Below are 22107 nucleotides of genomic sequence, written 5' to 3'. Positions count from 1 at the left end.
TGCCTCTCATCAGATCCCTTGTGGGAGCGAGCCTGCTCGCGAAGCAGACAACTCGGTGCATCAGATGAACCGCGTCATCGTTCTTCGCGAGCAGGCTCGCTCCCACAGGGAGATCTGTGTTCATTTCACTTCCGGTGGTGTGGTGAAGGTGTGATACGGCGCCGGGGACGGCACGCTCCACTCCAGACCTTCCGCACCATCCCACGGTTTGGCCGGTGCTGGCGGGCCGCCGCGAATGGTCTTGATGACGATGAACAGGAAGAAGATCTGCGTCGCACCGAACATGAACGCGCCAATCGAGGAGACCATGTTGAAGTCGGCGAATTGCAGGTTGTAGTCCGGAATCCGTCGAGGCATTCCCGCAAGCCCGACGAAGTGCATCGGGAAGAAGGTCAGGTTCATGCCGACGAATGACAGCCAGAAATGCAGCTTGCCGAGGGTTTCGTCGTACATGTGGCCGGTCCATTTCGGCAGCCAGTAGTAGGTCGAGGCGAAGATCCCGAAGATCGCCCCCGGCACCAGCACGTAATGGAAGTGCGCGACCACAAAGTAGGTGTCCTGATACTGGAAGTCCGCCGGCGCGATGGCCAGCATCAACCCGGAGAAACCGCCGATGGAGAACAGGATCACGAACGCCACGGCAAACAGCATCGGCGTTTCGAAGGTCAGCGAGCCTTGCCACATGGTGCTGGCCCAGTTGAACACCTTCACCCCGGTCGGCACCGCGATCAACAGCGTGGCGTACATGAAGAACAGCTCGCCCACCAATGGAATGCCGACCACGAACATGTGGTGCGCCCAGACGATGAACGACAGGAAGGCGATGCTCGCCGTCGCGTAGACCATCGAGGTGTAGCCGAACAGCGGCTTGCGCGAGAAGGTCGGGATGATCGAGCTGACGGCGCCGAAGGCCGGCAGGATCATGATGTACACCTCGGGATGGCCGAAGAACCAGAACACATGCTGGAACAACACCGGGTCACCGCCACCGGCAGCACTGAAGAAACTGGTGCCGAAGTGGATGTCCATCAGCATCATCGTCACGCACCCGGCCAGCACCGGCATCACCGCGATCAGCAGGAACGCGGTGATCAGCCAGGTCCAGACGAACAGCGGCATTTTCATCAGCGTCATGCCGGGCGCCCGCAGATTGAGGATGGTGGCGATCACGTTGATCGCGCCCATGATCGAACTGATGCCCATCAAGTGGATGGCGAAGATGAAGAAGGTCACGCTTTCCGGTGCATACGTCGTCGACAGCGGCGCATAGAACGTCCAGCCGAAGTTCGGCCCGCCGCCGGGGGTAAACAGGGTCGACACCAGGATCAGGAACGCCGCCGGCAACAGCCAGAAGCTGAAGTTGTTCATCCGGGGCAAGGCCATGTCCGGCGCGCCGATCATCAACGGGATCATCCAGTTGGCGAGGCCGACAAACGCCGGCATCACCGCACCGAAGACCATCACCAGACCGTGCATGGTGGTCATCTGGTTGAAGAACGCCGGCTCGACGATCTGCAAGCCGGGCTGGAACAGTTCAGCACGAATCACCATCGCGAACGTGCCGCCGAGCAGAAACATGGAGAACGCAAACCACAGGTACAGCGTGCCGATGTCCTTGTGGTTGGTGGTCAGCACCCAGCGCATCAGGCCTTTGGCGGGGCCGTGGGCGTGGTCGGCATGACCGTGGTCATCAATGACAGCGCTCATGGCCGGTCTCCTTTACGTGAGTGGATGAGGCAGGCCGGGGCGCTCTGCCCCGACCGGTTCACGAGGTACGCGATAGACCGGCTCATTTGCTTTCCGCCTGTTTCAGCTCCAGCACTTCTTTTGGCGTGACCATGTCGCCCTTGTTGTTGCCCCAGGCGTTACGTTCGTAGGTCACGACCGCTGCGATATCGACTTCCGACAACTGCTTGCCGAACGCCGCCATGGCGGTGCCGGGCTTGCCGTGGAAGACAATGCTCAAGTGGCCTTCTTTCGGTCCGGTGGCGATTTTCGAGCCTTTGAGCGCCGGGAACATCGGCGGCAGGCCCTGACCTTCGGCCTGGTGACAGGCGACGCAGGTGGTGTGATAGATCTTGTCGCCGCGTTCCTTGAGTTCGTCGAGGGTCCATTCCTTGCTGGTCAGCTCTTTGAGCTGCGCAGCCTCGGCTTTGCGGTCGGCGAGCCATTTGTCGTAGTCGGCCTTCTCTTTGACCTCGACCACGATCGGCATGAAGCCGTGATCCTTGCCGCACAATTCGGCGCACTGGCCACGGTAGATGCCGGGCTTGTCGATGCGCGTCCACGCCTCGTTGACGAATCCCGGGATCGCATCGCGTTTCACCGCGAAGGCCGGCACCCACCAGGAGTGAATGACGTCGGCGGAAGTCACGAGGAAGCGCACTTTGGCGCCGGTCGGCAGCACCAACGGCTTGTCGACCTCGAGCAAGTAATGCTCGCCCTTGGTTTCCTTGTTGTGGATCTGTTCGGCGGGAGTGGCCAGGTTGCTGAAAAACTCGACGTCCTGGCCCAGGTATTTGTAGTGCCACTTCCACTGATAACCGGTGATCTGGATATCGATATCCGGCTCACTGGTGTCGTACATCTTGATCAGGGTGGCGGTCGCCGGCACGGCCATCGCCACCAGAATCAGGAACGGTACGACGGTCCAGAGAATTTCGACGGTAGTGCTTTCGTGGAATTTTGCGGCGACCTGCCCGGTAGAACGGCGGTGCACCATCATCGACCAGAACATGGCGCCGAAGACGATGATCCCGATCACCACACAGATCCAGAAAATGGTCATGTGCAGGTCGAATACTGCGTGACTGATTTCAGTCGCTCCAGGCGCCATATTTACAGTCCAGGCAGCGTGTGCCGGACTGAAAATCGACCACAACAGGAGGCCCATCCAGACGTGTGGATGTCGCATCATTGCGGGTTCCCCTTATCGTTCTTGTTATCCCGCCGGCTTTCGCCTGCGGCAAGGGAGCGGCTGCATCAGACTACGAACTTGAATCGCCGGGCCTTGCTGCGGGTGCAGTCGGGCGTCATCAGCTAACTCCATTCAATGGCGAGTATAGACAGCGACGGGAAATTGCAATGTGCGCACGTAAATGAACTGAAACAGCTGGCACTTGCGTTCAAGGGCACGAATGGAGAAGGATGCAGACGAGTGGTGGCAAACCGATATAACGCGGGTGCATCAAGGATGAAATAATTATGACAAATGCGTCTTAGCATTTTTCGTAAGCCAGCTAAGTTATGTTTTCCCTATTTCATTGCCTTGTTTCCTGGAGTTTTCATGAACACCGCCGCATTGCGCGAGCAGATCCAAAAAGCCCAACAACACGAAAAAGAAACCGGCCTGCTGACCCGTCAGCTGGAAAGCAAGCTGCCTCATTTACACCCGGCGATCCAATTGCCGGAAGCCGACGCCAACGGTGTGCTGACGCGTTTTGTCGCCGCCTACATTGATGAAGTGCCAGACCTGCTGGATGCAGCCAATGAAGTTGCCAGGGAAGCGGGAATCGAATCGCAGATCAAACCGGTGCTGAAAATCGCCGAGCAGTATTTCCTCCAGCCGCCAGCCATCATGGCCGGGCACGTTGGCCTGGACAGCCTGCTCGACGAAGCCTATCTGGCGCACCGTTTTGTCGAAGAGGTCAACGACCTGTACATCAAGCATTTCGGCCAGCCACTGATCCCCTTGGACATGACGGTCGCTAACTTGATTGCTCACCAATTGATCGGTGAGGAATTTGCCAACCAACTGGACGAAGCGGTGCATCACGCCATCGACGAGATGCTCAACGACGAGAGTTTTGCCCTGGAATCGGTAGAAGCCTACCGCGGCAAACTCAGCAGCCCGGACACCGGCGCCGCGTGGAAACGCTGGCCGTGCATGGGCCGCCGACTGGGTGTGGGCCTGGAACTGGACCAGCCTGCCGCGTAATCCTCATACGCCATAGATCCAATGTGGGAGCGAGCCTGCTCGCGAATGCGGTCGATCATTCAACATCTCTGTTGGCTGATACATCGCTTTCGCGAGTAGGCTCGCTCCCACAAGGTTTATCGCAACATGGCCTTTTTAGCCGGCCGCACCGATTCCGGTATTGGTCCGCACCCTGCCTTCAAGCCTGCGCTTCAACCCGCGCGACTCAATCAACAGCTTCGAGCCCTTCGCCGCATTCGCCCGGCCCCACTCCTCCAGCAACTCCAGACACGAATGGTCGATGTAGCTCAGGTTATTGAGCGGCACATGCACCGTGGTGCCTTGCGGAATACTGCCCAGCACTTGCGTCAACGCCGGCACTTTGAGGAATGTCGCCGCGCCGACCAGACGCAACTCCATCTCGCCGTCCTGCGGCAGATCGATCAGGCTGATCTTCAATCGCGAAGCCTTGAACGCCAGTTTCAACATCGTCAGACCGAAACCGATCAACACCCCGGTCAGCAGGTCAGTGAAGATGATCGCCAGCGCCGTCGCCGCATAGGTGAACATCGGCATCCGCCCATAACGACCCAGACCTCGAAACGCTTTGAGATCGACCAGTTTGAACCCGGTGTACACCAGCACACCCGCCAGACTCGCCACCGGAATGCTTTGCAGCACACTCGACAGCAACAGCACGAACGCCAGCAGCCACAGACCATGGAAGATCGTCGAGTAACGCGTGGTTGCGCCGGCCTGGACGTTGGCCGAACTGCGCACGATCACCCCGGTCATCGGCAGCGCGCCGAGCAGACCGCAGAGCATGTTGCCGACACCTTGCGCCGAAAGCTCACGGTCGAAGTCCGAACGCACGCCGCTGTGCATGCGATCCACTGCAGCGGCGGACAACAAGGTTTCGGCGCTGGCGATAAACGCCACGGCGAACGCGGCGATCAGCAGCGTCGGGTCGGCCAGATTTAGCAGGTCCGCCGGTTTCAGCCAATCAATGGCTTCGGCCAGATTCGCCGGTACTTCAACGCGTTTGACCTGCAACGCCAGCAGCAGACTGGCAGCTGTCGCCAGGCCCACGCCGAGCAATGCACCGGGCACGAAACGTAGCGAATGCGGGCGAAATTTTTCCCATAGCCACATCACCGCAATCGTCGACAGCCCGAGGAGTCCGGCCTGCCAGCCGAACGACGGCAAGGCCTGCGCCACAGCCGCCGGGAACGCCGTGAGGTTATCCAGGCCAGAGGGCTTCGGTGACGCATCAAGCATCACATGCACCTGCGACAGCACGATCAACACGCCAATCCCCGCCAGCATCCCGTACACCACCGCTGGCGCCGTGACCCGAAACCAGCAACCGAGCTTCAAGCGCCCGGCCACCAGTTGCAGGAAACCGGCGAGCAGCAGAATCGGCCCCAGCATTTCAATGCCGTGCTGGCGCACCAGTTCAAACACCAACACCGCCAGACCCGCCGCCGGCCCGCTGACCTGCAACGGCGAACCCGCCAGCCAGCCAACCACCAGACCGCCGATGATCCCGGTGATCAGACCTTTGGCCGGTGGCAACCCTGACGCAATCGCGATACCCATGCACAGCGGCAACGCGACCAGAAACACAACCACTGAAGCGAGCAACTCCCGTGGCAACACCGCTTTCAATTGAGCCGCACGCATGGCGATTCTCCCGAAGTTTTCTTCAGGCATGGCTTCGCCGAACCGCTGAAACAGCGGCCGGCGTCAAACCACACAGATGTTTAGGAAGATTTAGAAGCGCGCTTTGGGCGTCGCCACCGGAATCGGATGGCTACCATCGAGCGGCAGGAAACGTCCCTGATCCGCGTCGTAAGCTTTTATTTCGCTGGTTTCGATGTTGTAGACCCAGCCATGGATGAACAGATGACCGTTCGCCATGCGCGAGGCTACCGAAGGATGGGTACGCAAGTGCTGCAATTGGGCGATGACGTTTTCCTCGGTGAGGATCGGCATGCTTTCTTTTTCGTCGGCGCAGTGACAGTTGTCGTGCACCATGGTTTTCGCGACTTCAGCGTGACGCAGCCAGGCTTTGACTGTCGGCATCTTTTCCAGGCTGTCCGGATTGAGCACCGCACGCATGGCGCCGCAATCGGAGTGGCCGCAGATGATGATGTGCTGCACGCCCAGCGCCAGCACCGCGTATTCGATCGCGGTGGATACGCCGCCGTTCATCTGGCCGTAAGGCGGGACAACGTTGCCGACGTTACGGGTCACGAACAGATCGCCCGGCGAGCTCTGGGTGATCAGTTCAGGGACGATGCGCGAGTCGGCGCAGGTGATGAACATCGCCTTTGGCGCCTGGGCCGTGGCGAGTTTCTTGAAGAGTTCTTCCTGCTGGGGAAAGACCTCATGATGAAAATGCAAAAAGCCGTCTACGATCTGTCGCAGCGCTGCATCGGCGGATTCCGCTTCAGGGGTTTGCGCCGACGCAGCCAACGGCTGTTTATCCTTGTCACTCATGATTCATCCTCTTTGGCGGATTAGGGGAGTCGTTCCCATGTATTCCGGTATGAAGCCAGTGGCTGTTTAAAACATCCGGGTCATCCCGACCCGTCAGTCACTCGATGAACAAGGTAGCCGCCGAAACTTAACTCAAACTGAATCAAACGCTCTAGCACGTGTGTTCCAGGTCACAAAAAACGTGACTGAGTGATTTCGGCGGAAGGATTCCAACCCCTCAACCATAGGCTAATTGTCGCTAAATCAACGACATCTGGCGACCCGGCGGACAGAAGGCAGTGCAATCGAGGTTGTAGCTTTCGCGGTGATTAATGCCCAGACGCTTGATGGCTTTGGCAAATCGTTGCGCGAGCAGGTCGGCGAACACTCCTTCGCCGCGCATGCGCGCGCCGAAACGGCTGTCGTAGAGCTCGCCACCACGGCTCTGGCGGATCAGGCTCAGCACATGCGCGGCGCGTTGCGGATAGTGCGCCTGAAGCCATTCTTCGAACAGCGGCGCCACTTCCAGCGGCAGACGCAGCATCATATAGGCAGCGCTTTGTGCTCCGGCCGCGTGGGCTTCGTTAAGCAGGTTTTCGATCTCGCTGTCGTTGATCATCGGAATCATCGGCGAACACAGCACGCCGACCGGTATGCCTGCTTCGCGCATGACCCGAATGGCGCGCAATCGCGCTTTGGGTGCAGCAGCGCGCGGTTCGAGGATGCGTTTGAGCTCGTCATCGAGCGTGGTCAGGCTGATCATCACCGCGACCAGGCGTTGCTCGGCCAACTCAGTCAGCAGGTCGAGATCGCGCAGAATCAGCGAGCCTTTGGTGACGATGGTCACCGGGTGCCGGTAACGCAGCAGCACTTCGAGGGTCTGCCGGGTGATTTTGTGTTCGCGCTCGATCGGCTGATACGGATCGGTGTTGGAGCCCAGATTGATCGGCGCACATTGATAGCCTTTTTTCCCGAGCTGTTCTTCCAGCACTTGGGCGGCGTTGGTCTTGGCGATCAGTCTGGTTTCGAAGTCCAGCCCTGGCGACATGTCCCAGTAAGCGTGGCTGGGCCGTGCGTAGCAATAGATGCAGCCATGCTCGCAGCCACGGTAGGGATTGATCGAGCGGTCGAAGGGCAGATCCGGAGAGGTATTGCGGGTAATGATGGTTTTCGCGGTTTCGATCATCACCTCGGTGCCTTGGGTCAGCGGCACCTCTTGATACCAGCCGTCATCCTCGGCCACCGAACGGTTCGGCGCGAAGCGATTGTGCGGGTTGCTGGCGGTGCCGCGACCGCGCTGGGGAAGAGGGTTGATCATTGGGCAGGCTCCTGATCTGTATATGCATACAGTACATGAGCGAGCCCACGTTGATCCAGTACCGTTCAGCGATGGGATACTTGCTGAGTTCCAAAATTTATATATAGGTGCAGAGCCGAAGTACAACCCGAGATACATATGTTCGATTGTCGTGACAAGTTATCAAAGATAGTCTTGGCTACTTCGAGTGGTTCTTGTCCGATAACTAAATTAAAAGGATTTAATTCATGTCTTACCTCAATCAGCGCGGTGTCTTTGTGCAAATGATGCAACCCAATGCATCGGAACCCAACACGATTGTTTCGATGCAACTGGCACGAAAGGAACTGGGCTGGAACGCCGAACAGGAACTGCCCACCGAGGCACTGGTCGACTCGATCTACGTGGTGGCGGTGTCCAGCGACCGTGGCAAAACGTTCACTGTTCGCACCAACAAGAAAGATGTGGACGGTGATGGCGATATTGATAACGACGACAAAACGAAGTTGATTGCACTGGCCAAGGCTTATGTAAGTATCGTTAATCCGTAATTGAAAATTCAAGAGTCTCACAGCAAATGAAAATAAAGTCCTGCATGACGACTCATGCAGGACTTTATTGTTTTAGAAGAAAAGACGGTAAATGACAGGTGGCCAGTAAAAGACTGGCTGGGTATACACCCTGTCAACTCTGACAGTAGACCGGAATTTTCGCCAACCCTAATCTCAAGCACGTAATCAATCTGCAGGGTTTCATCCATGGCTATCAGAATACTGCTGGAAATTGCGGATATGGATCGAGATGGAACTCCGGAAATCGCGTTTTACCACTACAGCGAAGACGCGACCGAAATGATGGATTACGACTATGCGCTTTTTGCTTCGTCGTCGCAGGCCAATGGTCGTTATGACGTGATCTGCGAAGACGCCGTCGATGCTGACGGTGATGGCGACATCGACAAATATGACGAGAAGCTCTATCTGCAACTGGCCGATGCATTTGCGCAGTTCAAAGGCTTTCAGTCCAAGCGTTGACCGTCCGCTGGCACCGCACGAAAAGTCGAACCGTGCCAGCGGAGTATCAATCAGGTCCGTCAGTTATGCGTGGTGACTTGCCCCAAATCATCCCCGGAAGTCGTTTGCATATCGTTCTTGCGTAGATTGGCTACATCTTCAGCGTCAACCGGCGCGCCTTTGTTGCCCCAACTGCCACGAATGAAACTCACCACATCCGCCACTTCCTGGTCCGACAGGCGCCAGGCAAAGCCCGGCATGGTGAACGTCGACGGTGCCGTGTGCGTCGCCGGCAACGTACCGCCCTTGAGCACGATGTGAATCAACGAAGTCGGGTCTTCCGATTGCAGCACCGGATTGCCCGCCAGCGCCGGGAACACCCGGGTGTAGCCGTGACCATCGGTGCGGTGGCACGCCGCGCAGTTGTCGATGTACACCGCAGCTCCGCGCTGACTGTCGTCACCGTTCCACAAGGCTTTGGCGGCTTTTTCATCGTACTGATGCGGTTGATCATTCGGATCGCTGGCCGGCAACGACTTGAGGTAGCGGGCAATCGCCGTCAGGTCGGCATCGGTCATGTATTGCATGCTGTGGGTGACCACATCGCTCATGCCGCCGAACACCGCGCTGCGGTCGCTGCGCCCGGTCTTGAGGAACTGCACCAGTTGTTCCTCGTTCCAGCTGCCGAGGCCATCCTTGTGATCGCCGCGCAGACTCTTGGCGATCCAGCCTTCCAGCGGCGCACTGCCGGCGAGAAAGGTTGTGCCGTCAGCCGCACTCAGGGATTTTTCCTGCATGGTCAGCGCGCGTGGCGTATGGCAGGCACCGCAATGGCCGAGGCCTTCGACCAGATACGCGCCACGGCTGATGACGGCGTCGTCACCGACTGCCTTGTAGTCCTCGACCTTCGGCGCAAACATCCAGCGCCAGCCCATCAACGGCCAACGCATGCTCAACGGCCACGGAATGTCGCTGGCCTTGTTTTCCTGCGCCACCGGTTCTACGCCGTGCATGAAGTACGCGTACAACGCTTGCATGTCGGTTTCGCTGACACGCGCGTAGGACGGATACGGCATCGCCGGGTACAACGTACTGCCGTTTTTGGCGACGCCATGGCGGACCGCCTGATCGAAGTCTTCGAAGCTGTATTCGCCGACGCCGGTCTTGTCCGGGGTGATGTTGGTCGAGTAGATCGTGCCGATCGGGGTTTCCATCGGCAGGCCACCGGCGAACGGTTTGCCGCCCTTGGCAGTGTGGCAGGCTACGCAGTCACCGGCGCGGGCGAGGTATTCGCCCTGTTTGATCAGACTTTGATCAACTTCAGCCGCATGAATGGAAGCGCTGCCGAGCAGCGCCAGGGTCGCGATAACGAGATTTTTCATGGTCATCGCTCCTTAAGCCTGAACCAGCGGGCCGGGGTTTTTCAGGTACTGCTCGCGGATCGCCTTCGCCGACCAGTAGGTCAGTGCCGCAACCAGCCCGGTCGGGTTGTAACCCAGGCCCTGCGGGAACGCCGAGGCGCCCGGAACGAAGACGTTGTGCACATCCCAGCTCTGCAGGTAGCGGTTCAACGCGCTCTTCTTCGGATCGGTGCCCATGATCGCGCCGCCGTTGAGGTGGGTGGTCTGGTACGACGCCGTATTGAAGTGGTCGCCGACTTTCTTACCGATCACCGCAATGGCTTTCGGCCCCATCGCTTCGGCGACCTTGCCCATTTTCTCGACCATGAAGCGGTTCATCTTGATGTCGTTTTCCTGCCAGTCGAAGGTCATCCGCAGCAGCGGCAAACCATAGGCATCGCGGTACACCGGATCGAGATCGAGGTAATTGCCACGGTAGGACTGATGCGCGCCGTGGGCGTCCATCGACACCTGGTGGGTGTAGTAATCGGCGGTCGCGCGTTTCCAGGCACTGCCCCACGCAGGTGTGCCCGGTGGGTTCGAAGTGCCGGCAATCGGCCGGCTGCCGGCCTGGTTGACCCACATCGGCGAGCCACCGACGAAGCCGTGCGGGCCGTGGTCGAAGTTGTCGGCGTTGAAATCGTCCAGCGCCACGCCGTTACCGCCGGCGCCAATGAAGTTGTTGGTGTGGGTGTCCTTGTCGAAGAACGCCTTGATGGTCGCCATGTTCTGGTAGGCAAAGTTACGCCCGACCACGCCTTCGCCGCTGATCGGGTCGTATGGCTTGCCGATGCCGGACAGCAGCATCAGACGCACGTTGTGCAACTGGAATGCGCCGAGGATCACCAGATCCGCCGGTTGCTCGATCTCGCGACCCTGAGCGTCGATGTAGGTCACGCCGGTGGCTTTGCTCTTGGTGCTGTCGAGGTTGATGCGCAGCACGTGGGCGTTGGCGCGCAGTTCGAAATTCGGCAGCGGTTTCAGCGCCGGCAGAATGTTCACGTTCGGCGAAGCTTTGGAATACATGTAGCAGACATAGCCGCTGCAGAAACCGCAGAAGTTGCACGGGCCCATTTGCGCGCCGTAAGGGTTGGTGTACGGTCCGGAGGTGTTCGCGGACGGCAGGTTATAGGGTTTGTAACCGACCTCTGTAGCCGCTTTGCCGAACAGCTGTGCAGACACCGTGTTCTTCTGCGCTTCCAGCGGGAACGGGTTGGAGCGATCCGGCGCGTACGGGTTGCCGCCCTTGCCCTGACCGACCAATTGGCCTTTCACCGTCCAGGCCTGGCCCGAGGTGCCGAAGACTTTTTCGGCGAAATCGAAGAACGGCTCCAGTTCTTCATAGCTGACGCCGAAGTCCTGGATGGTCATGTCCTTGGGGATAAAGCTTTTGCCGTAGCGCTCTTCGTAGTGGCTACGCATGCGCAACTCGATCGGATCGACCCGGAAGTGCACGCCCGACCAGTGCAGTCCGGCGCCGCCAACACCATTGCCCGGCAGAAACGCGCCCAACTGGCGGTTCGGCAGGGCGATGTCGTTGACGCTGTGGCGAATGGTGACGGTTTCCTTGGAGATGTCCTGAAAGAGTTTTTTCCGCACGCTGTAGGTGAGTTCGTCGATCACCTGCGGATAGTTGCCGTCCGGGTAGGTGTCCTGCATCGGCCCGCGCTCCAGCGCCAGCACGTTGAGACCCGCCTCGGTCAGCTCCTTGGCCATGATCGCGCCGGTCCAGCCGAAACCGACGATCACTGCGTCAACCTTCTTCATTACCGTTGCCATGCTTACGCCCTCTCGCCGCGAATCGACACTGCCGGGAAGGGGTATTGCTCGTTACGTTCCACCCAATCCATGAAATCGGCGCGGGCGCCGGGGAAGCCGATCATGGTCCAGCCGACCATGCCTTTGTTGCCACCGTGGATCGGGTCGCAGAAGAACCCTTCCTTGGTGTTTTGCAGCAGCAGATTGAAGAAAATCTTTGCCGGAACCGCATCGAATTGCGGCTTGCCAGCTTCGAGTTGCTTGAGCAAATCGTCTCGGGTAGCGCTGTCTTGCTCAGCAAATACTTTACCGTTGAGGGATTTTGCCCACTGATCCGTGGCGGCGATGCCGAGTCGATAGATCTCTTTGGGCACCAGTTTGCTCTGCCAACCCATTTCCGGAGCGGCGTCGGCATTGAACGGGCCTTGCATGTACCAAAGTGCACCGGCGGCGTACGGCGTGTTCATCTGCCGGTCGATGTATTCCGGGACACCGGCTTCTAGCGCCCCCGGACCTTGGGCATCGTTGGGGATCAGCTGTGCGACGGCGGCATTGACGAACGCCCATTCTTCGGCGGTGAAATAGCTCGGCTGATACACGCTGGCATCAGCGCGAACCGGTTGCGGCGCGGGCGCAGCAGGTTTGGCTTCAGGCGCTGCTTGCAAGACGCTGCTGCCCAGACCGGTGCCAGCCAGGGTGACCACCGGTATCAGGGTCAGGGATTTGCGTAAGAACTCACGCCGCGGGTTGTCTCGACTTTCATCAGACATGGGGTGCACCTCATCAGGCATTAGGGGACAGCCGCTTCTGCGAACGGCTTGAGGAATTTTCGTCGCGACGTGACGGTATGACCCGGAAAATGGGGACGCGTCTGCAACATCGTGTGACAAATGGTAGCAGGCTAAGCTTCGGGATGAATCGATTCAGTGGAAAAAAACAGCGGTTTTCCGCATGCCAGTGCATGAAACCGTGCGGATTCACGATTCTTTGACAAGCGCCTCACAGGGCTTTGACCGCTCAACATCGAAGCTGCAGTTCCTCTCACCGATGAACCCCGACACGGTTACCCCAGCATGTCCCGAGTGCGTTTTTTTTCCGCTTTGTGCTTATCGCTATTGGTGCTGTTGCCCTGGATGCCTGCCCAGGCTGCGGCAACTGCGACAGTTCGTCCTGCTGATTGGGCGCAACCGGTCGAAGTGCAATACAACCTGTTCCAGATGTCGCCGACGCTCTATCGCAGCGCCTTGCCCGATGGCGGTGCGGTGCCGTTGCTGAAGAATCTGAAAGTCGCCACGGTGATCAACTTCCTTCCGGAAGCGGACAATAACTGGTTGTCCGAGCCGGGCATCAACCAGGTGCAATTGCCTTACCGCACCAATCATGTCGATGACGCCGATGTGCTCAAGACTCTGCGCGCGATTCAGTCCGCCGAAGCCAACGGTCCGGTGTTGATGCATTGCAAACACGGCTCTGACCGCACCGGCCTGATGGCGGCGATGTACCGGATCGTGGTGCAAGGCTGGAGCAAGGAAGATGCGCTGAATGAAATGACTCAGGGCGGATTTGGAGAAAGCGGCCATTTCAAGGATGGCGTGCGTTATGTGATGCAGGCCGATGTCGACAAGCTGCGCACCGCTCTGGCCAATGGTGATTGCAGCACCAGTGCGTTTGCCACCTGCTCGATGAAGAGCTGGTTTCAGTCAGTCAATCTGAAGTAATCCGCAACCTTCCACGACGTTGCATCGTGGAAGGTTTTCAAGCTGCAGCTCAGTCTTCGGATTTCTTCTTGAGCTTCGGATTCGGGAAGAACTGTACTGCCTGCACCGTCTTGTCCGGCGCAGGTTTGTTCAGCGCGCTGGTGTTGACCCGCGTGCCCAGTTCTTTCGGCACCGACAGCCCTTGCTCGTTTAGCGTATCCGAGTAACCGCAGGCCACACATTCGCGGTGCGGCACGCCGTCCTCGTTCCACATCATCAGCTTGTCCGGTTCGCTGCACGCCGGGCAGACCGCCCCGGCGATAAAGCGTTTCTTGGTAATCACAGGTGCCTCACTCATGCTGCCGCGTCCTCACTCAGGCCGCTGTGGCGCAAGAGTGCGTCAATCGATGGCTCACGGCCACGGAAGTCGACGAACAGCACCATCGGTGCCTGCGAACCGCCGCGCGCCAGAATCGCTTCGCGGAAAGCGCGACCGGTTTCAGCGTTGAGCACGCCGTCCTCTTCAAACTTGGAGAAGGCATCCGCCGACAGTACTTCAGCCCACTTGTAGCTGTAGTAACCCGCCGCGTAACCGCCGGCAAAGATGTGCGCGAAGCTGTTCGGGAAACGGTTGTAGGCCGGCGGACGCATCACCGATACCTCGTCACGCACGCCTTCGAGCACTTGCAGCACGCTACGGCCGTCGCCGTGGGTGGCATGCAGTTCGAAGTCGAACAGCGAGAACTCGAGTTGGCGGACCATCATCAGGCCGGACTGGAAATTCTTCGCCGCGAGCATTTTTTCCAGCAGGTCCTGGGGCAGCGGCTCGCCGCTTTCGTAGTGACCGGAAATCAGTGCGAGGCCTTCCGGCTCCCAGCACCAGTTTTCCATGAATTGGCTCGGCAGCTCGACCGCGTCCCATGCCACACCGTTGATCCCGGAAACGCCGGCGTGATCAACGCGGGTCAGCAAGTGATGCAGGCCATGACCGAATTCGTGGAACAGCGTGGTCACTTCATCGTGGGTCAGCAGCGCAGGCTTGCCGCTGTCGGCCGGGGTGAAGTTGCACACCAGATTGGCCACCGGGCTTTGCAGCACGCCGTCGACGGTGCGGCGACGGTCGCGGGCGCCATCCATCCAGGCACCGCCACGCTTGTTGGCGCGGGCGTAGAGGTCGAAGAAGAAGCGGCCGACGTGCTGGCCGTTTTCCTTGATTTCGAACAGGCGCACGTCCGGATGCCAGGTGTCGAAACCTTTCTGTTCAGCGATTTCGATGCCGTACAGACGCTGCACGATGGCGAACAGACCGCCCAGCACTTTGTCGATCGGGAAGTAAGCGCGCAGGGTTTCCTGAGCAACGCTGTAGCGTTGTTCACGCAGCTTCTCGCCGTAGAAACCGCTGTCCCAGCTTTGCAGGTCGGCGCAGCCCTGTTCGGCGGCGTAGGCGCGCAGCTGCTGCAGATCCTGCGCAGCGAACGGCTTGCTGCGCTTGGCCAGATCGCGCAGGAAGCTCAGCACCTGATCGCTGGATTCAGCCATTTTGGTGGCCAGGCTCAGCTCGGAGAAACTGGCGAAGCCCAACAGTTTGGCCAGTTCCTGACGCAGGTCGAGGATCTCTTCCATCACCGGGCCGTTGTCGTTCTGACCGGCGTTCGGACCTTGGTCCGAGGCGCGGGTGCAGTAAGCGGCATAGACTTCTTCACGCAGGGCGCGGTCTTGCGCGTAGGTCATCACCGCGTAGTAGCTCGGAAATTCCAGGGTGATCAGCCAGCCGTCGAGGCCTTTGGCCTGTGCGGCAGCAGCCATTTGCGCCTTGGCTGAATCGGTCAGGCCGGCGAGGGCGGCTTCGTCGGTGACGTGCTTGGTCCACGCCTGAGTGGCGTCGAGCAGTTGATTGGAGAAACGGCTGCCCAGCTCGGACAGTTTGCTCTGCACTTCGGCGTAGCGTTTCTGTTCGGCTTCCGGCAGGTCGATACCCGACAGACGGAAATCACGCAGGGCGTGATCCAGAATAGTCTTTTGCGCCACGTCGAAACCGGCGGCTTCCGGGCTGTTGGCCAGCGCTTCATAAGCCTGGAACAGCTCGCGGTTCTGGCCCATCTCGGTGGAGTAGGCGCTCAAGGCCGGCAGGCATGACTCGTAGGCTTCACGCAATTCGGCGCTGTTGCACACGGCATTGAGGTGGCTGACCGGGCTCCAGGCAGCGCCGAGGCGGTCATTGAGTTCGTCCATCGCCAGTACCAGGCCGGCCCAAGTCGGGTTCTGAACCTGAGTCTTGAGGATTTCGGCAATGGCGGCGCGGTTGTCGGCCAGGATCGTTTCGATGGCGGGCAGGACGTGTTCGGCACGGATCGTGGAGAACGGCGGCAGGTCGTAGGACTGCAGAAGAGGGTTGTTCACGCTCACGGTTGGCACCTTGGCTGGGGAAACATTGCCCCATCTTAATTACAATCGGCATTCACCGCAGCTATCGGCGACAGAGAGAGAAATTATCGTGTCCGTTCGCAAGTACCAGAATCACACCCCGCACTTGAACAAAGGCGCGTTTGTCGACGGCTCGGCGGTGGTTATCGGCGACGTCGAAATCGGCGAAGACAGCTCTGTCTGGCCGCTGACCGTGATCCGTGGCGACATGCACCGTATCCGTATCGGTGCGCGCACCAGCGTGCAGGACGGCTGCGTGTTGCACATCACCCACGCCGGCCCGTTCAACCCCGACGGCTTCCCGCTGCTGATCGGCGATGACGTCACCATCGCCCACAAAGTCATGCTGCACGGCTGTACCGTCGGCAGCCGCGTGTTGATCGGCATGGGCAGCATCGTCATGGACGGCGCGGTGGTCGAGGACGACGTGATCATCGGCGCCGGCAGCCTGGTGCCTCCGGGCAAGCGTCTGCAAAGTGGCTTCCTCTATGTGGGTAGCCCGGTGAAACAGGTGCGAGAACTCACCGACAAGGAAAAAGCTTTCTTCACCTACAGCGCGGCAAACTACGTGAAACTCAAGGACCTGCATCTGGCCGAAGGCTACGACCAGCTCTGAATCGCCTTACACCTGCTCAGGATTTCTCATGCATTACCAGACCGTACTGTTCGACCTTGATGGCACCCTGACCGACCCGCGTGAGGGCATCACCCGTTCCATCCAGTTCGCCCTCGCCAAGCTCGGCATCGATGAGCCGGATCTGACCAAGCTGGAACACTTCATCGGCCCGCCGTTATTGCAGGCGTTTATGCAGTTTTACGGATTCGATGAGGCCAAGGCATGGCAGGCGGTGAATTTCTATCGCGAGCGCTTCAAAGTGACGGGCCTGTACGAGAACCGTGTGTTCGATGGCGTCACGCCGTTGCTGGAAACCCTCAGTGGCCAAGGCCGGCAGCTGTATATCGCCACCTCGAAGCCGTGGGAATTTGCCCGCGAGATCGCCCGGCATTTTGATTTTGCCCGGCACTTCAAGGTGATCTACGGCAGTGAGCTGGATGGCACGCGGACCAACAAGGTTGAGTTGATTGCGCATCTGATCGAGGAAGAAGGGCTGGATCCTGCGGATACGCTGATGATCGGTGACCGTAAGCATGACTTGATCGGGGCGCGCAGCAATGGGCTGGATGCGGCGGCGGTCGGTTATGGGTTTGGCAGTTTTGAAGAGTTGAGTGCCGAGGCGCCGGCTTATCACTTTGAAACGCTGGACGAGTTGCATCAGGCGTTTCTGCAGCGCTGATTAGATTGCTATCGCGAGCAGGCTCACTCCTGCATGTGGAACGCATTCCCCTGTAGGAGTGAGCCTGCTCGCGATGACGCCCTTTCAGCCACCTCAGACTTCCGGATATGCCAACGCTTTCAGTGCCGCCTTGCGCTCAGCGGCCGGCAGCCCACCCAACCGCTCTACCTCAGCATAAAACTTCAGCCAATCTCCCCCGACCTTTTTGAATAGTGTCGAAAACGCGGGGACCCACTGGTCATAAAGCCCAAACGGCAACAACCGCGCATTGTTCAGCGGCGCATTCACCCAAGCGTCATAACGTTTGTCTCCGGCCCACTGACTGTCCCTCATCAGCCGATAATCCCGGCGAAACTGCTCGAACTCGGCCGCTTTTCGCTCGCGCATTTGCTCAACCGGCATTGACTGCACGTAAAGCTTCTCCAGCCGTGAACGGGTATCGAGGACCAATTCAATAAACTGATCGCGCTGCTTCAGCCGTGAATCGGTGTCCGCCGCCAACCCACGAAACGCCCGCCACTGCCGCGTGCCTTCCTGCTCGACAAACGTGGCAAAGGACTCGTTGAACTCGGTGTCGTCCTTCACATAGAAACGCTGGTGCGCCAGCTCATGAAAGATCAGCGTGGCCAGGCGCTCATCACCCCAGCCCATCATTGAATTGAGGATCGGGTCGTTGAACCAGCCGAGCGTCGAGTAGGCCTCGACACCGCCAATCGACACGTCCATACCCTGCAAGCGCTGGATCGCTGCCTCGCCGCGCGCGGCGCTCTGGCTGTAATAACCGCGATAGGCCACGCAGCCGGCAATCGGGAAACAATGGTTCTGCGGTGTCAGGGAGAACTCTTGAGTGGCGAACACATTCCACACCACGTACGGGCGATGGATGTCGGCGTACAGGCGATAGCTCTGGTTATCCGGCAAATGCAGATGTTCACTCGCAAAGGCGCGGGCCTTTTGCGCTTGCGCCAGGTGTTCGCGCAGTGTCGCCTCGCGGCTCGGATCGTTGATCACCTTTTCCACAGGCTCGCGCGCCCGCAGCAATTGCAGTTGGCCGCTGGCCAACTGCGTGTAATAGCTGACGCTGGCGCAACCGTTGAGCAACAAAAACATCACACCCGGAAACAAAATCCGAAAAACGCGATCAAGTAACCCAAGGCTTGGAAACGGCCTGCTCAAAATAAGAAATCCCCCGGAGAGTCTGCCCGCAAGACTATCCCGCCTTAAGGAGCACCGCTATGCGCATGTTGATGCTGTCAGGAGGCCTGCTGACGCTGGCCGGTTGTGCCGGATTCGGAATGCCCGATCCTGACCCTTCGCAAGCCTGGATCGATCTGGATGCCCGGCAGCAGGACACGGCGCTGCAAGCGCTGCAGGTCGATACCCAAGCGACTGCCGACAAACGCTACTTCGAAGTACAGCCCGGCAGCCATGAGTTGAAGGTGCGTTATCAATTTCCGGTCGAGGCGACCAACATCGGTCCCGACGCTGAGCCGCTGTGGCGCGATTGCCAGTTGAGCGTGAAATTCAAGGACTTCAACGCCGGCCAGCGTTATCAGTTGCAGGCCGGCAGTATTGGTTTCCGGCCTTGGGCCAAGCTCTATGACGAGCAGCGCAAAGTGGTAGGCCAAGGCACGCCGGCAGGCTGTCAGCGCACCTGAACGGCGCTATGCTGAGTATTCAGATCAGTGGATATTCGTCATGCGCCAGTTGCTGTTGTTGCTCGTTGCCAGTCTTGTGGCCGGTTGTCAGACGCCATTGCCCCCGGTCGATCCGCAGATGGCCTGGGTCGATTTTTCGACGCCGACACCCGGCGGTAAAGTGCTCATGGCCGAGCGCCTCGACAAACAGCGACTGAATGACGGGCGCTACTTTCAGGTCACGCCGGGCAGCCACGAATTGCGCGTGCGGTTTGATTTCGAAGTGTTTGGTGGTGGCGGCAGTTTGATGAACGGCCCGGTAGAGCGGTTGTGTTACCTGTACATCCGCTACGACCATTTCGAGGCCGGGCAGCGTTATGTGCTGGAAGGGCGTTCGCTGGGGTTCACACCGAGCGCCCGGCTGTATAACGCCAAGCGAGAAATCGTCGCCGAGGATTACGACTACAACTGCATTATCTGAGGTGACTCAGCTGTCGTTCTTCTGGTAGATGATTTTCTTGCGGCCATAGTCGCAAGTGCCGACAACCATGGCGATATCGTGTTTTGCAGCCTCTTTCTTGCTGACGATTTCCAGCGTGTAGGAGGGCACGGCTTTGGCCTGAATCTTCACTTCGATTTCTTTCTTGAGTTCTTCGCAGTCTTTGGGTGCCGCAATGACAGAAGTGGCCAGTGCACTGCAGAGAATCGCCAAGCCAATACGTTTCATGAGTGAAGCTCCCTGAGGCAGCGCGCACGGGTGTGCGCTGAAGCTGCTGTCATTTATTCGACCATATTTTTACAGCGAGGGTTCTGACTTCGCTCACAACTTGTGTTTTTGGTTTCAAACCTGTGTCGATCTCGAGATCGCCTTCGCGAGCAAGCTCGCTCCCACAATGTTCCGGTTTAGTCAGAACCAATGTGGGAGCGAGCTTGCTCGCGAAGGCGTCGGCAAAGCCAGCGCCTGTTTCGAAGCTTAAGAAATCAGCGAAGCCTCAAGCGTAATCTTCGCATTCAGCACTTTCGAGACCGGGCACCCTTCCTTGGCTTTGTTGCTCAGCTCTTCAAACTGCTCCTGCGTCGCTCCAGGGATTTTCGCCTTGAGGATCAGCTTCACCGCAGTGATCGCGAACCCGCCATCCACCTGATCCAGGGTCACTTCAGCCTGAGTATCAATGCTGTCGGCCTTCAGGCCCGCATCGCCGAGAATCATCGAAAACGCCATGGAGAAGCAGCCGGCATGCGCGGCGCCGATCAGCTCTTCCGGGTTAGTGCCCTTACCGCCCTCAAAGCGCGCCTTGAAGCCGTAAGGGGCTTCTCTGAGGACACCGGTTTCGGTGGAGATCGAGCCGATGCCGGTTTTCAGATCGCCTGCCCAATGTGCGGATGCTTTCTTCACGATAGCCATGTCTGCCTCCTCAAGATCTGACGCGGAAACGCCGCGTCGTCGTGGTTTTTGCTTGCAAGGCTTCTGAGGATAGACGCCGCAGCAAAGTTCAGCCCGGCTGAATCGTTGACTTTTTTAGTAGGAAATTTCATCACTGCTATTGAAACTCGGGTATATGCCCTCATTGCACAAAACACGCTTATGGATTCGGCAGGTTTTCGTTTGCAAGAAGAACCTGCCTCCTCACTCGGAGACGCAGGTTTATGAAGCAACTGTCCGACGTAAAATTTTCCACCCTCGATCTGGTACCGGTGCGCGAAAACGGCAGCCCGGCGCAATCGCTGCGCAACTCGCTGGATCTGGCGCAGCACGTCGAGAAATTCGGCTACACGCGGTTCTGGGTGGCCGAACACCACAACATGGACGGCATTGCCAGTTCCGCCACTTCGGTGCTGCTGGGTTATCTGGCGGGCGGGACGTCGACCATCCGCGTTGGCTCCGGCGGCGTGATGCTGCCCAACCATGCGCCGCTGGTGATCGCCGAGCAGTTCGGCACCCTCGAAAGCCTGTATCCGGGCCGGATCGATCTCGGCCTGGGCCGCGCGCCCGGCTCCGATCAGATGACTGCTCGGGCTTTGCGCCGTGAACGCTCCGGCAGCGCCGATGATTTCCCCGAAGACGTCGCCGAACTGGTGCGCTACCTCGGCCCGCGCACGCCGGATCAGCGCGTGATCGCGATGCCGGGCACCGGCACCAATGTGCCGATCTGGCTGCTCGGTTCCAGCCTGTTCAGTGCGCAATTGGCTGGTGAACGCGGCTTGCCTTACGCCTTCGCCTCGCATTTCGCCCCGCGCTTCATGCACGAGGCGATCCGCGTTTATCGCAATCACTTCAAGCCTTCGGCGGTGCTCGACAAACCGTACGTGATGCTCGGCGTGCCGCTGGTGGCGGCGGATACCGATGAACAAGCCGATTACCTGGCGACGTCGGTGTACCAGCGCATTCTCGCGTTGATGCGCGGGCAGAGCCTGGTGCAGCGTCCGCCGGTGAAAACCATGGATGGGCTGTGGCTACCGCATGAGCGTGAGGCGGTGGGGGATTTCCTCGGGCTGGCGATGGTGGGGAGTCCGCAGAAGATCCGCGCCAAGCTGGAAGTGCTGGTTGAGCAGACGCAGGCGGATGAGCTGATTTTTACCAGTGATTTGTATGAGCATGCTGATCGGGTGCATTCCTACGAGTTGTTGGCGCAGGTCATGAAGGGCTAAAAGGCCAAAAACCACCCTCACCCTAACCCTCTCCCGGAGGGAGAGGGGACTGACCGGGTTGAATGTTCGAGATACATCGACCTGAAAAATCGAGTCGAACTCAGGATCTGAACAACCCCCGATTGGCTCCCTTTCCCCCTCGCCCCCCTGGGGGAGAGGGCTGGGGTGAGGGGGATCAATCTCAAACACACCACAAATCTTTCAGACACAAAAAAGCCGACGCCTTCACGTCGGCTTTTTGCATTTCAGTCACGATCAACCGCGCTTGTAGACGATTTCCTTGGTGCCACCTTCGCAGGTGCCCACGACGTCGCCACCAGCCGCCGCGCCCTTATCGACAATCTCCAGCGAATACCCGGAAACGCCCTTGGCATCCAGCTTCGCCGCAATCTCGCTTTTCAGCTCTTCACATGGCTTGCCGGCAGCAAACGCACCACCCGCAAGGCTCAACAAACCTACTGCCAACATGAACTTCTTCATCGGTCGCACTCCCTGGTCGGATTAAAAGAGGCGGGCATCGAGCGTTCACCCGATGCAGCC

General features: G+C 58.9%; 23 protein-coding genes. 9 read left to right on the top strand and 14 right to left on the bottom strand.

Annotated features, from left to right (window positions below; translation table 11 throughout):
• Positions 1-120: 120 nt before the first annotated feature.
• Both ctaD and coxB read right to left on the bottom strand, forming a co-directional pair.
• Positions 121-1707, bottom strand: coding sequence for a cytochrome c oxidase subunit I (gene ctaD, locus BMY54_RS00210; protein ID WP_034152254.1), 1587 nt, complete (start codon positions 1705-1707; stop codon positions 121-123).
• A gap of 82 nt (positions 1708-1789) precedes the next feature.
• Positions 1790-2917, bottom strand: a complete 1128-nt coding sequence (coxB, locus tag BMY54_RS00205; protein ID WP_034152255.1) for a cytochrome c oxidase subunit II — start codon at positions 2915-2917, stop codon at positions 1790-1792.
• Positions 2918-3286: 369 nt separating this feature from the next.
• On the opposite strand from coxB, the gene BMY54_RS00200 reads away from it, so the two are divergent.
• Positions 3287-3937: a hypothetical protein gene (locus tag BMY54_RS00200; RefSeq protein WP_093429493.1), complete on the top strand. Its 651-nt coding sequence runs from the start codon at positions 3287-3289 to the stop codon at positions 3935-3937.
• 135 nt (positions 3938-4072) lie between these two features.
• Here the strand turns inward: BMY54_RS00200 and BMY54_RS00195 are convergent, their stop codons facing one another.
• From BMY54_RS00195 to BMY54_RS00185, 3 genes are all read right to left on the bottom strand, one after another.
• Complete coding sequence (locus tag BMY54_RS00195; RefSeq protein ID WP_093429492.1) at positions 4073-5599, bottom strand: SulP family inorganic anion transporter; 1527 nt, start codon at positions 5597-5599, stop codon at positions 4073-4075.
• Positions 5600-5689: 90 nt separating this feature from the next.
• Entirely contained in the window at positions 5690-6418 is a 729-nt protein-coding gene (locus tag BMY54_RS00190) for a carbonic anhydrase (RefSeq protein ID WP_064116616.1), read from the bottom strand.
• Between the two features lie 238 nt (positions 6419-6656).
• Entirely contained in the window at positions 6657-7715 is a 1059-nt protein-coding gene (locus BMY54_RS00185; RefSeq protein ID WP_093429491.1) for a PA0069 family radical SAM protein, read from the bottom strand.
• A gap of 227 nt (positions 7716-7942) precedes the next feature.
• On the opposite strand from BMY54_RS00185, the gene BMY54_RS00180 reads away from it, so the two are divergent.
• Entirely contained in the window at positions 7943-8245 is a 303-nt protein-coding gene (locus BMY54_RS00180; RefSeq protein ID WP_093429490.1) for a hypothetical protein, read from the top strand.
• A gap of 207 nt (positions 8246-8452) precedes the next feature.
• Positions 8453-8728 carry a hypothetical protein gene (locus BMY54_RS00175; RefSeq protein WP_093429489.1) on the top strand — a complete coding sequence of 92 codons (276 nt, stop codon included), beginning with the start codon at positions 8453-8455 and terminating at the stop codon, positions 8726-8728.
• 59 nt (positions 8729-8787) lie between these two features.
• Here BMY54_RS00175 and BMY54_RS00170 read toward each other — a convergent pair whose 3' ends face one another.
• From BMY54_RS00170 to BMY54_RS00160, 3 genes are read right to left on the bottom strand one after another with little or no spacing between them, the layout of a single operon-like run.
• Positions 8788-10089, bottom strand: coding sequence for a c-type cytochrome (locus tag BMY54_RS00170; protein ID WP_093429488.1), 1302 nt, complete (start codon positions 10087-10089; stop codon positions 8788-8790).
• A gap of 12 nt (positions 10090-10101) precedes the next feature.
• Positions 10102-11886 (bottom strand): GMC family oxidoreductase, encoded by a 1785-nt coding sequence (locus tag BMY54_RS00165; RefSeq protein WP_034152261.1) that lies wholly within the window; start codon positions 11884-11886, stop codon positions 10102-10104.
• Positions 11887-11888: 2 nt separating this feature from the next.
• Complete coding sequence (locus BMY54_RS00160; protein ID WP_093429487.1) at positions 11889-12635, bottom strand: gluconate 2-dehydrogenase subunit 3 family protein; 747 nt, start codon at positions 12633-12635, stop codon at positions 11889-11891.
• 303 nt (positions 12636-12938) lie between these two features.
• On the opposite strand from BMY54_RS00160, the gene BMY54_RS00155 reads away from it, so the two are divergent.
• A complete protein-coding gene (locus tag BMY54_RS00155; RefSeq protein WP_093429486.1) occupies positions 12939-13583 on the top strand; it encodes a dual specificity protein phosphatase family protein in 645 nt (214 codons plus the stop codon).
• A gap of 49 nt (positions 13584-13632) precedes the next feature.
• Here the strand turns inward: BMY54_RS00155 and BMY54_RS00150 are convergent, their stop codons facing one another.
• Positions 13633-13920 (bottom strand): YheV family putative zinc ribbon protein, encoded by a 288-nt coding sequence (locus BMY54_RS00150; protein ID WP_093429485.1) that lies wholly within the window; start codon positions 13918-13920, stop codon positions 13633-13635.
• Entirely contained in the window at positions 13917-15968 is a 2052-nt protein-coding gene (gene prlC, locus BMY54_RS00145) for an oligopeptidase A (RefSeq protein WP_093429484.1), read from the bottom strand. The genes BMY54_RS00150 and prlC overlap by 4 nt, the downstream gene beginning before the upstream one ends.
• An 88-nt stretch (positions 15969-16056) precedes the next feature.
• On the opposite strand from prlC, the gene BMY54_RS00140 reads away from it, so the two are divergent.
• Together BMY54_RS00140 and BMY54_RS00135 are read left to right on the top strand one after the other, a co-directional pair.
• Positions 16057-16602 carry a gamma carbonic anhydrase family protein gene (locus tag BMY54_RS00140; protein WP_093429483.1) on the top strand — a complete coding sequence of 182 codons (546 nt, stop codon included), beginning with the start codon at positions 16057-16059 and terminating at the stop codon, positions 16600-16602.
• A gap of 28 nt (positions 16603-16630) precedes the next feature.
• Positions 16631-17281: an HAD family hydrolase gene (locus BMY54_RS00135; RefSeq protein WP_093429482.1), complete on the top strand. Its 651-nt coding sequence runs from the start codon at positions 16631-16633 to the stop codon at positions 17279-17281.
• Positions 17282-17374: 93 nt separating this feature from the next.
• Here the strand turns inward: BMY54_RS00135 and BMY54_RS00130 are convergent, their stop codons facing one another.
• A complete protein-coding gene (locus BMY54_RS00130) occupies positions 17375-18457 on the bottom strand; it encodes an aminopeptidase (protein ID WP_093429481.1) in 1083 nt (360 codons plus the stop codon).
• A 59-nt stretch (positions 18458-18516) separates the two neighbouring features.
• Between BMY54_RS00130 and BMY54_RS00125 the strand changes: the two genes are divergently transcribed.
• Together BMY54_RS00125 and BMY54_RS00120 are read left to right on the top strand one after the other, a co-directional pair.
• Complete coding sequence (locus BMY54_RS00125; protein ID WP_034152270.1) at positions 18517-18939, top strand: PA0061/PA0062 family lipoprotein; 423 nt, start codon at positions 18517-18519, stop codon at positions 18937-18939.
• Between the two features lie 40 nt (positions 18940-18979).
• Positions 18980-19399, top strand: coding sequence for a PA0061/PA0062 family lipoprotein (locus BMY54_RS00120; protein ID WP_093429480.1), 420 nt, complete (start codon positions 18980-18982; stop codon positions 19397-19399).
• A 6-nt stretch (positions 19400-19405) separates the two neighbouring features.
• Here the strand turns inward: BMY54_RS00120 and BMY54_RS00115 are convergent, their stop codons facing one another.
• A complete protein-coding gene (locus tag BMY54_RS00115) occupies positions 19406-19645 on the bottom strand; it encodes a DUF1161 domain-containing protein (protein ID WP_093429479.1) in 240 nt (79 codons plus the stop codon).
• Positions 19646-19891: 246 nt separating this feature from the next.
• Positions 19892-20323, bottom strand: coding sequence for an OsmC family protein (locus BMY54_RS00110; protein WP_093429478.1), 432 nt, complete (start codon positions 20321-20323; stop codon positions 19892-19894).
• A 242-nt stretch (positions 20324-20565) separates the two neighbouring features.
• Between BMY54_RS00110 and BMY54_RS00105 the strand changes: the two genes are divergently transcribed.
• Positions 20566-21567: an LLM class flavin-dependent oxidoreductase gene (locus tag BMY54_RS00105; RefSeq protein ID WP_034152274.1), complete on the top strand. Its 1002-nt coding sequence runs from the start codon at positions 20566-20568 to the stop codon at positions 21565-21567.
• Positions 21568-21822: 255 nt separating this feature from the next.
• Here BMY54_RS00105 and BMY54_RS00100 read toward each other — a convergent pair whose 3' ends face one another.
• Entirely contained in the window at positions 21823-22047 is a 225-nt protein-coding gene (locus BMY54_RS00100) for a DUF1161 domain-containing protein (protein WP_007911690.1), read from the bottom strand.
• Between the last annotated feature and the right edge of the window lie 60 nt (positions 22048-22107).

It is taken from the genome of Pseudomonas sp. ok266, from assembly GCF_900110195.1.
GTDB lineage: Bacteria > Pseudomonadota > Gammaproteobacteria > Pseudomonadales > Pseudomonadaceae > Aquipseudomonas > Aquipseudomonas neuropathica.
This window is presented reverse-complemented; position numbering and strand designations above follow the sequence as displayed.

What these genes read in the sequence shown, in the direction of transcription:
- ctaD (WP_034152254.1), bottom strand. Translation starts at nt 1,707, where the DNA reads ATGAGCGCTGTCATTGATGACCACGGTCATGCCGACCACGCCCACGGC.
- coxB (WP_034152255.1), bottom strand. Translation starts at nt 2,917, where the DNA reads ATGATGCGACATCCACACGTCTGGATGGGCCTCCTGTTGTGGTCGATT.
- BMY54_RS00200 (WP_093429493.1), top strand. Translation starts at nt 3,287, where the DNA reads ATGAACACCGCCGCATTGCGCGAGCAGATCCAAAAAGCCCAACAACAC.
- BMY54_RS00195 (WP_093429492.1), bottom strand. Translation starts at nt 5,599, where the DNA reads ATGCGTGCGGCTCAATTGAAAGCGGTGTTGCCACGGGAGTTGCTCGCT.
- BMY54_RS00190 (WP_064116616.1), bottom strand. Translation starts at nt 6,418, where the DNA reads ATGAGTGACAAGGATAAACAGCCGTTGGCTGCGTCGGCGCAAACCCCT.
- BMY54_RS00185 (WP_093429491.1), bottom strand. Translation starts at nt 7,715, where the DNA reads ATGATCAACCCTCTTCCCCAGCGCGGTCGCGGCACCGCCAGCAACCCG.
- BMY54_RS00180 (WP_093429490.1), top strand. Translation starts at nt 7,943, where the DNA reads ATGTCTTACCTCAATCAGCGCGGTGTCTTTGTGCAAATGATGCAACCC.
- BMY54_RS00175 (WP_093429489.1), top strand. Translation starts at nt 8,453, where the DNA reads ATGGCTATCAGAATACTGCTGGAAATTGCGGATATGGATCGAGATGGA.
- BMY54_RS00170 (WP_093429488.1), bottom strand. Translation starts at nt 10,089, where the DNA reads ATGAAAAATCTCGTTATCGCGACCCTGGCGCTGCTCGGCAGCGCTTCC.
- BMY54_RS00165 (WP_034152261.1), bottom strand. Translation starts at nt 11,886, where the DNA reads ATGGCAACGGTAATGAAGAAGGTTGACGCAGTGATCGTCGGTTTCGGC.
- BMY54_RS00160 (WP_093429487.1), bottom strand. Translation starts at nt 12,635, where the DNA reads ATGTCTGATGAAAGTCGAGACAACCCGCGGCGTGAGTTCTTACGCAAA.
- BMY54_RS00155 (WP_093429486.1), top strand. Translation starts at nt 12,939, where the DNA reads ATGTCCCGAGTGCGTTTTTTTTCCGCTTTGTGCTTATCGCTATTGGTG.
- BMY54_RS00150 (WP_093429485.1), bottom strand. Translation starts at nt 13,920, where the DNA reads ATGAGTGAGGCACCTGTGATTACCAAGAAACGCTTTATCGCCGGGGCG.
- BMY54_RS00135 (WP_093429482.1), top strand. Translation starts at nt 16,631, where the DNA reads ATGCATTACCAGACCGTACTGTTCGACCTTGATGGCACCCTGACCGAC.
- BMY54_RS00125 (WP_034152270.1), top strand. Translation starts at nt 18,517, where the DNA reads ATGCGCATGTTGATGCTGTCAGGAGGCCTGCTGACGCTGGCCGGTTGT.
- BMY54_RS00120 (WP_093429480.1), top strand. Translation starts at nt 18,980, where the DNA reads ATGCGCCAGTTGCTGTTGTTGCTCGTTGCCAGTCTTGTGGCCGGTTGT.
- BMY54_RS00115 (WP_093429479.1), bottom strand. Translation starts at nt 19,645, where the DNA reads ATGAAACGTATTGGCTTGGCGATTCTCTGCAGTGCACTGGCCACTTCT.
- BMY54_RS00110 (WP_093429478.1), bottom strand. Translation starts at nt 20,323, where the DNA reads ATGGCTATCGTGAAGAAAGCATCCGCACATTGGGCAGGCGATCTGAAA.
- BMY54_RS00105 (WP_034152274.1), top strand. Translation starts at nt 20,566, where the DNA reads ATGAAGCAACTGTCCGACGTAAAATTTTCCACCCTCGATCTGGTACCG.
- BMY54_RS00100 (WP_007911690.1), bottom strand. Translation starts at nt 22,047, where the DNA reads ATGAAGAAGTTCATGTTGGCAGTAGGTTTGTTGAGCCTTGCGGGTGGT.